We start from the raw sequence: 12,808 nt of genomic DNA on the forward strand, positions 1-12,808 counted from the left end.
GGCGCTATGCACACCTTAACCCGACGTTACTTCCTCACCGCCGGGGCGACGCTTGCCGCAGCGCTGCCGGTACTTTCAGCGACCCATGCGCGTGCCGCAGAGAAGCGCCTGACGGTGGACATACGTGACTATGTGCACAACGGCGACTGGATTCGCGCATTCAACGACGCCTTTGCGCAGGCCGACACGGTCAACGTGCCGGCGGATGTGGTTTGCGACAATATCAATACCGCGATTACGTTGCCGCCGGGGAAAACGCTGGCGATTGCCGGCGCGCTGAAGGGCAACGGGCGCGGGCGCTTTATCCTGCAAAAGGGCTGCCAGGTGATCGGCAGCGGTGAAGGCAGCCTCTACAACATGACCCTGGATGTGCGCGGCGGCGACTGCACCATTGCCGGGTTGACGATGAGCGGCTACGGCCCGGTGGCGCAGATTTTCATCGGCGGCAAAGATAAGCGCACGCTGCGTAACCTGACCATTACCCGCCTGACCATCACTAAAGCCAACTACGGTATTCTGCGCCAGGGCTACCATAATCAGTGGCTCGATGTGAACATCACCCACTGTCACTTCAGCTATCTGCAGGGCGACGCCATTGAGTGGAACGTGGCGATCAACGACCGCAATATCCTGATCTCCGACCATGTTATCGACCATATCGACTGCACCAACGGTAAGGTCAACTGGGGCATTGGTATCGGCCTCGCCGGTAGCACCTACGATAATGGCTACCCGGAAGAGCAGGCGGTGAAAAATTTCGTCGTCGCTAACATCACCGGCAGCAACTGTCGCCAGCTGGTGCACGTGGAAAACGGCAAACACTTTATTATACGTAATGTGAAAGCCAGCAATATCACACCGGAATTCAGCAAGCAGGCGGGAATAGATAACGCCACGGTGGCGATCTACGGATGTGATAATTTCGTTATTGATGGTGTCGATATGGTTAATAGCGCGGGAATGCTGATTGGCTACGGTGTTATCAAAGGTAACTATTTGTCTATACCGCAAAATTTCCGCTTAAATAATGTACAGATGGATAATAGCGCGCTGCCTTATACGGTTCGCGGTATTCAAATTTCCTCTGGCAACAATCCCTCGTTTGTCTCTCTCACCAACCTCTCCATGAAGCACGCTTCGCTGGAGATTCACAATAAGCCTCAGCACATTTTCTTGAGGAACATCAACGTGATGCAACTGTCCTCTCGCGGGCCTGCGCTGAAGCTGAACTTCGATTTACGCAAGGATGTGCGTGGGAAGTTTATGGCCAAGCAGGATACGTTGCTGTCGCTGGCGAACGTGAGGGCGGTGAACGAGAAGGGGGTGGCGGCGGTGGATATTGATCATATCGATCAGCAAGTGGTGAACGTCGAAAAAGTGAACTTTCATCTCCCTGACAGGCGATAAAAGGGCGATGTCTAAGCCCGTCTGACATTTCTATACTGGATATCATTTATCAAAAGATTATAATTGCCTGATTGATAGAATTAACTCGGGCTAATGCGTCGCTCCTGCGGGAGGGTGGTTATCCTTTAAATGCATACGGCATGATACTCGTTAAATGATTATGAATGATAAAGTTTGCTTTGTGGGTGCGTCAGGATTTGTCGGGACCCGCTTGATTGAGCTGGTTAAAGATGATTTTCGCATCAAAAACGTAGATAAGCAGCAGAGTCATTTCTTCCCTGAAGTTACCGAACTGGGTGATGTTCGTCATCAGGAGAGCATGGATGCCGCATTTGCCGGGTTTGATACCGTGGTGTTGCTGGCTGCCGAGCATCGTGATGATGTGAGTCCCACATCACTGTATTACGACGTGAATGTTCAGGGAACGCGCAACGTGCTGGCCGCCATGAACAAGAATGGCGTGAAAAATATCATTTTTGCGAGTTCGGTTGCCGTATACGGCCTGAATAAGGTCAATCCTGATGAAAGCCATCCAGAAGATCCGTTCAACCATTACGGTAAAAGCAAATGGCAGGCGGAAGAGGTACTGCGCGAGTGGTGCCAGCAGGCGCCTGATGAACGTTCGCTGACCATTATTCGTCCAACGGTGATTTTTGGTGAGCGTAATCGCGGCAATGTTTACAACCTGTTGAAGCAGATCGCCGGCGGCAAGTTTGCGATGGTGGGCGCAGGAACAAACTATAAATCAATGGCCTATATCGGCAATATCGTTGAGTTTATCAAGTATAAGCTGAGCAATGTTACGGCAGGTTATGAGGTATACAACTACGTCGACAAGCCGGACCTGAACATGAATCAGCTGGTTGCCGAAGTGGAAAAAAGCCTCAACAAAAAAATTCCTTCCGTTCATTTGCCTTATGCAGTCGGTATGCTGGGCGGCTATTGTTTTGACCTGCTGAGTAAAGTCAGCGGGAAAAAATATGCCATCAGTTCAGTGAGGGTGAAGAAGTTTTGCGCCACGACGCAGTTTGATGCAACTAAGGTGCATACCTCGGGATTTGTTGCGCCGTATACCCTGTCTCAGGGCTTAGATCGAACGCTGAAGTACGAATTCGTCCACGAGAAACAGGACGATGTCACGTTTGTGACTGAGTGATTTTTGCTGCGAAAAATCGGAAATGCAGTTTCGTAGCTGACTGAATGACGGGCTTTCCGATTCATCTGAGTCAAAATTGTCAGTTGATAGGTTGTAGTAGAGTTATTCGTTTTCCCTATGTTTTTGAGTTTCAAAGGATTAGCGAACCACCTCAGACGTTGACGGTCTGAAAGGCTATACTTTTTCAACTGAATAAAAGTGGACATTACCATGGTTAATTTGAAAGCAGTCATTCCGGTAGCAGGCTTGGGTATGTATATGTTGCCCGCCACGAAAGCGATTCCCAAAGAGATGCTGCCGATCGTCGATAAACCGATGATTCAGTACATTGTCGATGAGATCGTCGCTGCAGGAATCAAAGAAATCGTCCTGGTCACCCACGCATCGAAAAATGCGGTGGAAAACCACTTCGACACCTCGTACGAACTGGAAGCCCTGCTGGAACAACGCGTTAAGCGTCAACTGCTGGCTGAAGTACAGTCTATCTGTCCACCGGGCGTCACCATCATGAACGTGCGTCAGGCTCAGCCGTTAGGCTTAGGGCACTCTATTCTTTGTGCTCGCCCGATTGTTGGCGACAACCCGTTTGTAGTCGTGCTGCCTGATATCATTCTTGACAACGCATCTGCCGATCCGCTGCGTTATAATCTTGCGGCAATGGTGGCTCGCTTCAATGACACGGGCCGTAGCCAGGTATTGGCAAAACGTATGCCGGGCGATCTTTCTGAATACTCAGTGATTAAAACAAAAGATCCTCTGGACAGCGAAGGCAAGGTTAGCCGTATCATCGATTTTATCGAGAAGCCGGATCAACCTCAGACGCTTAACTCAGATCTTATGGCCGTCGGCCGCTATGTGCTGTCTGCCGATGTGTGGAACGAGCTGGCGCAGACGGTTCCCGGTGCATGGGGACGTATTCAGCTTACCGATGCGATTGCCGAACTGGCGAAAAAACAGTCTGTTGATGCCATGCTGATGACCGGCGACAGCTATGACTGCGGTAAGAAAATGGGGTATATGCAGGCGTTTGTACAGTATGGGCTGCGGAATTTGAAGGAAGGGGCGAAGTTCCGGAAAGGGATTGAGAAGCTGCTTTCGGAGTAAATTTAGGTAGGAGTAATATATTCGTAAATGAGAAGTACAATAATGGCAGCGAATTTCTGGATTAGGTGTTGATTCTATCCAGAAGATTGTTGCCGTTTTTATATGATCTTAATATATTAATGTAAAATATATGTGGTTCGATTTTAAGACCAAAAAAGCGATTACGCTGTAGTTTTCTTGTTTTTCATATACATCATTGGGATTTTAGTACTCTGGTAGCTATTGAGCCAGGGGCGGTAGCGTTCCTGCATCAATCGATGTTTTCTTAGTGGGGAATATGCATGTTAATACTAGTTACTGGTGGTGCTGGATATATAGGTTCACATACTGCAGTTTCATTATTAGAAAATAATTATGATGTTGTCGTTCTTGACAATTTATGTAACTCTTCCGATGAGTCATTAAAAGTAGTAGAAGAGTTGACTGGAAAAAAAGTCATTTTTTATCAGGGTGATATTCGTGACAAAAAAATACTTTCATTGATTTTTGAAAATCATTCTATTGATGCAGTAATTCATTTCGCTGCTTTGAAATCAGTGGGGGAGTCGAACTCTATACCATTAACATATTATTCGAATAATATCACAGGTACTCTTGTTTTACTTGAGTGCATGCAAGAATACTCGGTTAATAAATTTATTTTTAGTTCATCAGCAACTGTATATGGTTCAAATAGCTCGCAACCTAGTACAGAAGACGATGAAATTGGCGGTGCCACTAATCCGTATGGTTCATCGAAAGTAATGATGGAATGTATTCTCAAAGATTTTAGTAGAAGCCAATCTGATATTTCGATTATTTCGTTACGATACTTTAACCCCACTGGAGCACATCCATCTGGAATGTTAGGTGAAGATCCAAATGGTATACCTAGCAATCTTATCCCATATGTCGCAAATGTAGCACAAGAAAAATATCCATTACTGACTATATACGGCGCGGACTATCCTACAAAAGATGGAACAGGAGTTCGAGACTATATACATGTTATGGATCTTGCATTTGGCCATGTAAAGGCTTTAAATTATATATTTTCAAACTCGGTTAGTTATGAGGTTTATAATCTTGGCACGGGCCAAGGTTATTCGGTTATGGAAGTCATATCAATGTTTAAAGATATTACAGGGAAAGAAATTCCATATGTAATAAGAGACAGACGACAGGGGGATGTTGCTGAATCTTGGGCAAGCCCAGACCGTGCTAAAGAAAAGTTAAAATGGGAAGCAACAAAAGGCTTGCGGGAAATGTTAGAGGATGTATGGCGTTGGCAGACAATGAATCCAACTGGGTATCATAGAACATGAAAAATGTTGCATTTATTATTACTAAGTCTGAAGTCGGTGGAGCCCAAACATGGGTGAGTGAGATGTCCAATACTCTAAAAGATGAGTGTAATTTATTTTTAATTACATCTGAGTTAGGTTGGTTGACAGAAAATTCGGAAAATTTTAATAAAACATTGATTTTACCAGGGGTGAAAAAACATCTCAATATTTTTACATTATGGAAGATTATATTTTTTTTCAAAAGGAATAATATTAATACTGTTATTGCAAGCTCTGCAAATGCTGGGGTTTATGCGAGATTAGCAAAGTTATTCTGTAAATTTAAGTGCATATATGTATCGCATGGATGGTCATGTATATATAATGGCGGGAGTTTAAGGTATGTATTTTGTAAAATAGAAAAATATCTCTCAAAAATAACCGATGTTATATGGTGTGTATCCGAAAGCGATAGAGTAAAAGCATTGGATTTCATCGGAATAGATGATAGTAAGATTATTATGGTACCAAATACCGTTACACCAATGCCTAAACGAGTAAATAAAAAAATAGGATACAACGTGTTATTTGTAGGCAGGCTGACACACCCCAAACGGCCTGAACTCTTAGCTGAAGTTATATCTAAAAAAAACAATTACAAGCTTGATATCATTGGAGGCGGGGAAAATTTAGAATCACTCAAAGAAAAATATAGAGGATATTCAAATATTCGATTTCTAGGTGAAGTTAATCAGTTTGCTGATTATCAATGTTATGATCTCTTTGCCCTTATTTCAGATAGCGAAGGCTTGCCGATGTCAGGATTAGAGGCTCATACCGCTGGCTTACCACTGTTACTTAGCGATGTCGGCGGCTGCGCTGAGTTAATCGAAGGAAATGGGTTGTTAACCAGCAATGATGAAAAAAGTATTAATGAAAATATAGAACATATATTTTCAAGATATGAAGAATATAGTTACCAAGCATTAATTTCCTCTAGCAAATATGACATTAAAAATTATATTGAATGCTATAGGAGACTTATTCTAGATTAACAGCAAAATGAGCAATGAAAAACGCATTTACATAAAATATACTTTCAATCTTATATCTATTTCATTGTGAGGTTTTATTGTTAAATAAAACTATAGTCTTAAAGAATGCATTTTATCTAATGTTAGTACAAGGTGCTGGTTATATACTCCCACTGTTAACATTTCCATATTTAGTCAGAGTGCTTGGTCCCGAGTCATTTGGGATATTAGGTTTTTCACAAGCTGTTATCCAATACGTAATCTTGGTTACTGAGTATGGATTTAACTGGACGGCTACGCAACAAATTGCTAAGAATCATGAAAATAAAATCTATGTATCCAGTATTTTTTGGTCCGTCATTTTTGCAAAATTGATATTATTTTCAGTAAGTACTGTTATACTAGTTATCATTTTCATTAGTACCGATTCTCTTCAGAAATACTTGCCCGTCATATTTGCATTTGTCCCTATGGTCTTAGGTAATGTGCTTTATCCTGTTTGGTTTTTTCAAGGAATTGAAAAAATGAAATTGATAACCGTTTGTACATTAACTTCACGGTTCTGCATAATACCACTGACTTTTATTCTAGTTAATACGCCTGATGATGTATGGATTGCAGCAATAATCCAAAGCTGTGTTTTTATATTTTCCGCTGTATTAAGCCTGTTTATAATTCAACGAATGGAATATATAGGGTGTATACAATTTAATTTATTAGATATTAAGAATAGACTACTTGACAGTTGGCATGTGTTTATTTCTAATTCAGCTATTAATCTCTATACCACAAGTACTATTGTTATCCTAGGTATCATTGGGAACGCATCCTCAGTAGGATATTTTAATGCGGCCAATACTATTCGTATCGCGGCACAAGGTCTCTTGAACCCTATTATACAAGCTGTTTATCCTCGAGTCAGCGCATTGATTGATAAAGATTATGAATCTGCGATTAAAATAATAAAAAAAACAATGTTAATAGTGGGGGGGATTGCATTGTTAGGATCGTTGACATTGTATTATCTATCTCCTTGGATTATTGAACGTTTCGTTGGCCATGGGTTCACGGAATCAATATCAGTGTTAAAGTGGATGTCCTTTATGCCGTTTATTATATTATTGAGCAATATTTTGGGTATCCATGTAATGTTAACCCATGGATTTAAGAAGGCATTTAGTAGAATTTTAATGTTCGGTGGCGGCATCAATTTAATTATTGTTTTCCCACTTATCTATACTTTACAAGAAAATGGTGCGGCTATATCAATGTTAGTTACCGAATTAGTAATTACTATACTCATGTTTAATTTTGTTAAAACCAAAAAGGTTATATTTTGAAAACAATTAAAGATAAATATGATTATCTCATTGTCGGTTCAGGATTATATGGTTGTATTTGTGCACATGAGTTAAATAAAGCAGGGAAAACAGTTCTGGTCATTGAGAAAAGAAAACATATTGGCGGTAATGTATTTACAGAAAATATAAATGGTATCCAGGTGCATAAATATGGAGCACATATTTTTCATACGAATGACAAAAAAATATGGGATTATGTAAATAGTTTCGTTGAGTTTAATAGATTCACCAATTCACCAATAGCAAATTATAAGGGGGTACTTTATAATTTGCCTTTTAATATGAACACTTTTTATCAATTATGGGGAGTCAAAACTCCTGCAGAAGCGATAAACATAATTGAAAAACAACGGCAAGAGTTAAATGGGAAAGAACCTGAAAATTTAGAAGAAAAGGCTATATCTTTAGTTGGGCGAGATATTTACGAAAAATTGATAAAGGGATATACAGAAAAACAGTGGGGAAGAAAGGCTACCGATCTTCCTGCTTTTATTATTTCCAGATTACCAGTTCGTATGACTTTTGATAACAACTATTTTTCTGATAGATATCAAGGGATACCGATAGGTGGTTATACTCAGTTGGCAGAGAAATTATTAAACTGCATTGAGGTTCATTTGAATGTGGATTTTCTAAAATATAAAGAGACTTTAGCAGAGAAGGCTAGTCGAATTATTTACACAGGTCCGATAGATGAATACTATAATTATATATTTGGGCAATTGGACTACAGAAGTTTACAATTCGAAAATGAAATGCTAAATATTGAAAACTACCAAGGTAATGCTGTTGTTAATTATACAGATATAGATGTTCCTTTTACAAGAATTATTGAGCATAAGCATTTTGATTATGTTGAAACAATGCATACTATAATTACGAAAGAATTTCCTAAAGAATGGATGCCAGGTGATGAACCATATTACCCTGTAAATGATAAGAAAAACATGAATATTTTCAAAAAGTATAGGGCCTTATCAGAAAACAACAGTGAAAAAGTTCATTTTGGTGGGCGTCTTGCTGAATATAAATATTATGATATGCATCAGGTTGTCTCAGCAGCATTGCATTTTGTAAATAAAGAGATTGGTGTATGAGAAAAGTTTTAGTTTCTGATATAGAAAATAAAAAGCAACATGCAGGATATAAAGCCAGATATGATGTTCTTAATATAGCAAAATCGATGAGGATGAAAATTATTTATGTTTCTTCCAAATATAATAAAAAAACTTTATATGGTATTTTAGAGCGACTGCTATGTGCATTTAGAATAATCACTATGCTGAGGTGTAATGATATTGTATATGTTAATTATCCGAATAATATATTTTATATCAATTTATTGTTTACACTTAAAAAAATAAAAGGCTATCTGCTAGTTGGAATTGTTCATGATCTTGATAGTTTAAGAGGTGGTACAACCAAAGATGATAAGTATATGTCAATGTTTGATTCTCTGATTGCACATAATTTGAAGATGGCTAGTTATATAGCTAATGTCAGCAAAGTAAGAGATGATAAAATTAAATCGCTTCAGATTTTTGATTACTTAATTGATGAACCTTGCTGTAGTAATAATATTATCGATAATAATATTAAACTTGTGTTTGTTGGTAATTTAAGCAAGAATAAGTCATCTTTTATTTATGAATACAGAAATGAAATTGATGTATGGGGTATGAACTTTGAAGAGAGTAGAAGCCCATATATTAATTATAAAGGATGTTTCGATCCAAATAGTCCTATTGTGTTTAATGATTCTTATATGGATAAAAAAACTTTTGGATTGGTTTGGGATGGTATGAGTTCCCACACATGTAACGGTGATTTTGGAGAATATCTAAGATTTAATAATCCTCATAAAGCATCTTTTTATTTGTCACAAAATTTACCAATTATAGTCTGGAGTGAGTCAGCTCTCTCAGAGTTTGTAGTCAAAAATAAATGTGGGATTATAGTATCCTCGATGGATGAAATTAATGATATTATAGAATCAATCGATATTGCCGACTATACTAATATGAAATCAAATGCTATGAAAGTTGGGGGGAAAATTCGTGCAGGATTTTTTATGATGAATGCCATTAATGAAGTAGAAAAAGATTACACATAAATCTTACCTAATGATTTAATGAAGAAAAATAATAATAAGATCAGTAATCCATATGGCAATCTTAGTTAATGCCTCCATATTTAATTTTTAATGATTTACTTTTTATTAGTCTGAGATGGTTTTTAACTTTATAATTAATGCTGCTTAAATATAAATATATTCAATTAATTACTTCTGTATGTATGCCTTTTGTAGCAATAACCTAAAATCTAATAACTATATTTCTTAGCGGTGATAATTATGAGTGTTTTGTTTACTATATTCACGCCCTCATTTAATCGTAAGGATACGTTGTCTCGATGCTATAATAGTATTATTGCTCAGGGGATAGGGTCTGATGAGATTGAGTGGCTGATTATAGATGATGGTTCTACTGATGGCACCAGTGAGTTAATAAGTAACTTTAGATGCGAGAAATTGATTGATATTGTGTATTTTTATAGAAATAATGCAGGAAAGCAAGCTGCTTGGAATTTTGCAGTTAACCATGCTAGAGGTAAATACTTCATAGGCCTAGATTCTGATGACGCATTATTCCCACAATCATTAATCTTATTGAAAGAAAAACTTAAGCTGATCGAGAATGAACATTCTATTATTGGGCTTAGATGTTCGGCAATCAACAATGAAACAGGTCAACTCACGAGTAAATTTGGCAGTTCAGATGATATGATTACCAGTTGGTTCAAGGAGTTTGCAAGTCGAAATGTAGGTGAGAAAATTGATGTATTCAAAACATATGCTTTAACCCAATATTTATATCCGATATCTCCAGAAGTTAAATTTATACCTGAGGTATGGTTTTATTCTACAATTTCAAAGCATTATGATTTTTTATATGTTAATAACATTGTTAGGGTTTTCTACGATGAAAGTGAAGTCAATAGGTTAAGTAAAAGTTCAATTAAAAATAATGCTAGAGGCCATTTCATTGCTAGGAAATCAATGCTCCGCAATATCCCATTTATTTATTTTGTTAAAAATCCAATTGGCTTTTTAAAAACAATATTGAGGTTGTTGCAGGTTAGTTTCTATTTGTGGCGATGGAAGTAATATGAAGAAAATTTGTTTTTTTGTCGGTGATATGTCTCGATCAGGTGGTACTGAACGTGTTACAAGTATCATAGCTAACTATCTCTCGTCTCACTCATTCGAAATTTCAATTTTAAGTCTTCAGTTAGGTAAATCTAGTTTTTTCCCTTTGAAAAAAGAAATAAGACTAGATTCTTTATTTGATTCTATGGGACGGGGAGTTAATCGATATCCATCAACCATTTTTAAACTCCGACAATATATAAAAAAAAATAAAATTGATGTTGTTGTATGCGTAGATACATTGCTATCACTATACACTATTCCTGCGTTGTTATTTTTGAACGTTAGGAACGTAAGTTGGGAACATTTTAATTTCAATAATAATTTAGGTAAAAAGTCTAGAACGATCTCGCGTTTTGCTTCCGCGTTGTTTTCAGATGATATAGTTGCTCTAACACGCCAAGATATGTATTTATGGAAGAAAAATACAATTATGCGAGCAAATATAACACAAATATATAACCCTGTGAGTTTTAAACTTTCTGAAACGATTGTAGGTTCTGGAAATGTTGTTATTGCTGTTGGAAATCTAACTCATGTTAAAGGGTATGATATGCTGATTGCTGCATGGGCTAAAGTTTGTAAAGTGCATACCGATTGGGTTTTAAGAATAGTTGGAAGTGGTGAGGAAGCGTTAGCTCTTTATCAACTTTGTTCTGATTTTAATATAAGTAACTCGGTTGAGTTTGTTCCTGCGACAAAACATATCGATTTTTATTATAAAAATGCATCCATTCTTGCTTTGACATCACGTTTCGAAGGATTCCCAATGGTGTTATTGGAAGCCCAGGAGTATGGCCTTCCTGTAGTCGCTTTTAATTGTATGACAGGCCCTTCTGAATTGATAATTGACTCTTCTACTGGATGGTTGGTTGAAGAGGGGAATATTGAGCTTTTTTCTGAAAGTTTAAATTCAGCAATTAACATGATTAAAACGGAACCTTCCAAGCATAAACGAATGATTGATAACGCTAAAAGAAACTCTAAGAGGTTTTCTATTGATAAAATTGGTCCGGAATGGATAGATTTTATTTCTTCTGAATGATGGAGGTTTGGTGAAAAATATTTGTTTTGTTATCACAGGATTAGGTATGGGGGGGGCTGAGAGGCAAGTTTGCGACCTTGCTGATAGTTTATCAGCTCTAGGCTGTAGAATAATGATTATTAATTTAACAGGTCTTATTGACGTAAAACCCAGAGTTCAAGATGTTGAAGTAGTCTCTCTTGGTCTTAAAAAAAACTTAACTAATTTCTTACCTTCGTTGTTTAGAGCAAGTAAGCTATTGGCTGGATTTAATCCTGATATCGTTCATAGTCATATGTATCATGCTAATATTTTTAGTCGCCTGCTGAGATTAATCAGACGTATGCCTGCTTTGGTTTGCACTGCGCATAATACAGTCGAAGGAGGACGCTTAAGAATGTTTATGTATCGAGTAACAGATAAACTTTCGACCATAAATACAAACGTGAGCCAAGATGCAGTTGATAGTTTCATTGGACAAGGAGCTGTTTCATCTCATCGAATGATATATATGCCTAATGGCATTGATGTGTCTCATTTTTGTTATGTTGAATCTCACCGAGAGAAACGTCGAAATGAGATAAATATATCAAATGATGAGTTATTACTACTATCTGTTGGGCGACTAACTGCAGCAAAAGATTATAATAATTTACTGCATGCCTTTTCAATTTTTTTAGAAAATAATTGTGCAAAACTTGCAATCATTGGTACTGGTGAGCTAGAGGCTGAATTGAAAAATTTAGCTAAAGAATTGGCTATTGACTCTCATGTAATTTGGTTAAACAGACGAGATGATGTCTTTCAGTGGATGAGTGCTATGGACGTCTATGTTATGTCTTCAGCCTGGGAAGGTATGCCATTGGTATTGTGCGAAGCAATGGCAAGTAAAGGGTGCATAGTCACTACTGATTGCGGTGGAACAAAAGATTTAGTCGCTGGGGTCGGATTTGTTGTTCAAAAAAAAGACGCTCAGCATCTCGCTGTAGGTATTGAAAACGCATGTAAACTCTCTCGTGCTGAAAGAATTGCTATAGGGGAGAAGGCACGAGAAAGAGTTAAACAAAAATATTCAATTGATGCCATATGTGATAAATGGCTTAAGTTATACTCTTCATTAACGTAAAATATGCTTTGGTTGATTCCCGAAGAGACATTCGTGTTATCCGAGTATATCAAACTAGGTTCAATAAGGTTTTCTTCAGACTAAGAGTAGCTGATTTGCTACTACCAACACACCTGACAGGAG

Annotated in this window: 11 protein-coding genes; all 11 read left to right on the forward strand. The window is 38.1% G+C overall.

Going from position 1 to position 12,808, the window contains the following annotated elements; all coding sequences use genetic code 11:
• Positions 1–6: 6 nt before the first annotated feature.
• Positions 7–1,407, forward strand: coding sequence for a colanic acid biosynthesis protein WcaM (gene wcaM / locus M989_RS08610; RefSeq protein WP_064544348.1), 1,401 nt, complete (start codon positions 7–9; stop codon positions 1,405–1,407).
• Positions 1,408–1,567: 160 nt separating this feature from the next.
• Positions 1,568–2,563: an NAD-dependent epimerase/dehydratase family protein gene (locus M989_RS08615; RefSeq protein WP_064544472.1), complete on the forward strand. Its 996-nt coding sequence runs from the start codon at positions 1,568–1,570 to the stop codon at positions 2,561–2,563.
• Between the two features lie 210 nt (positions 2,564–2,773).
• Positions 2,774–3,667: a UTP--glucose-1-phosphate uridylyltransferase GalF gene (gene galF / locus M989_RS08620; protein ID WP_064544350.1), complete on the forward strand. Its 894-nt coding sequence runs from the start codon at positions 2,774–2,776 to the stop codon at positions 3,665–3,667.
• Positions 3,668–3,948: 281 nt separating this feature from the next.
• Complete coding sequence (gene galE / locus M989_RS08625) at positions 3,949–4,971, forward strand: UDP-glucose 4-epimerase GalE (protein ID WP_064544352.1); 1,023 nt, start codon at positions 3,949–3,951, stop codon at positions 4,969–4,971.
• Positions 4,968–5,987 carry a glycosyltransferase gene (locus M989_RS08630; protein ID WP_064544354.1) on the forward strand — a complete coding sequence of 340 codons (1,020 nt, stop codon included), beginning with the start codon at positions 4,968–4,970 and terminating at the stop codon, positions 5,985–5,987. Before galE ends, M989_RS08630 begins: the two co-directional genes overlap by 4 nt.
• A gap of 77 nt (positions 5,988–6,064) precedes the next feature.
• Entirely contained in the window at positions 6,065–7,306 is a 1,242-nt protein-coding gene (locus M989_RS08635; protein ID WP_280685139.1) for a flippase, read from the forward strand.
• Positions 7,303–8,424: a UDP-galactopyranose mutase gene (gene glf / locus M989_RS08640; protein WP_083965137.1), complete on the forward strand. Its 1,122-nt coding sequence runs from the start codon at positions 7,303–7,305 to the stop codon at positions 8,422–8,424. The genes M989_RS08635 and glf overlap by 4 nt, the downstream gene beginning before the upstream one ends.
• Positions 8,421–9,440: a glycosyltransferase gene (locus M989_RS08645; RefSeq protein WP_064544360.1), complete on the forward strand. Its 1,020-nt coding sequence runs from the start codon at positions 8,421–8,423 to the stop codon at positions 9,438–9,440. The genes glf and M989_RS08645 overlap by 4 nt, the downstream gene beginning before the upstream one ends.
• A gap of 240 nt (positions 9,441–9,680) precedes the next feature.
• On the forward strand, positions 9,681–10,493 hold the full coding sequence (locus M989_RS08650; protein WP_209438758.1) for a glycosyltransferase family A protein: 813 nt from the start codon (positions 9,681–9,683) through the stop codon (positions 10,491–10,493).
• A gap of 1 nt (position 10,494) precedes the next feature.
• Complete coding sequence (locus M989_RS08655) at positions 10,495–11,580, forward strand: glycosyltransferase family 4 protein (RefSeq protein WP_064544362.1); 1,086 nt, start codon at positions 10,495–10,497, stop codon at positions 11,578–11,580.
• 10 nt (positions 11,581–11,590) lie between these two features.
• Complete coding sequence (locus tag M989_RS08660) at positions 11,591–12,685, forward strand: glycosyltransferase (RefSeq protein WP_245191236.1); 1,095 nt, start codon at positions 11,591–11,593, stop codon at positions 12,683–12,685.
• The last annotated feature ends 123 nt before the right edge of the window (positions 12,686–12,808 follow it).

Origin of the sequence: Kluyvera georgiana ATCC 51603 (assembly GCF_001654985.1) — a bacterium.
In the GTDB taxonomy this organism is placed as follows: Bacteria; Pseudomonadota; Gammaproteobacteria; order Enterobacterales; family Enterobacteriaceae; genus Kluyvera; species Kluyvera georgiana.

Excerpts from the sequence above, each read along its gene's own strand:
- wcaM (WP_064544348.1), top strand. The coding sequence starts at position 7 with ATGCACACCTTAACCCGACGTTACTTCCTCACCGCCGGGGCGACGCTT.
- M989_RS08615 (WP_064544472.1), top strand. The coding sequence starts at position 1,568 with ATGAATGATAAAGTTTGCTTTGTGGGTGCGTCAGGATTTGTCGGGACC.
- galF (WP_064544350.1), top strand. The coding sequence starts at position 2,774 with ATGGTTAATTTGAAAGCAGTCATTCCGGTAGCAGGCTTGGGTATGTAT.
- galE (WP_064544352.1), top strand. The coding sequence starts at position 3,949 with ATGTTAATACTAGTTACTGGTGGTGCTGGATATATAGGTTCACATACT.
- M989_RS08630 (WP_064544354.1), top strand. The coding sequence starts at position 4,968 with ATGAAAAATGTTGCATTTATTATTACTAAGTCTGAAGTCGGTGGAGCC.
- M989_RS08645 (WP_064544360.1), top strand. The coding sequence starts at position 8,421 with ATGAGAAAAGTTTTAGTTTCTGATATAGAAAATAAAAAGCAACATGCA.
- M989_RS08650 (WP_209438758.1), top strand. The coding sequence starts at position 9,681 with ATGAGTGTTTTGTTTACTATATTCACGCCCTCATTTAATCGTAAGGAT.
- M989_RS08655 (WP_064544362.1), top strand. The coding sequence starts at position 10,495 with ATGAAGAAAATTTGTTTTTTTGTCGGTGATATGTCTCGATCAGGTGGT.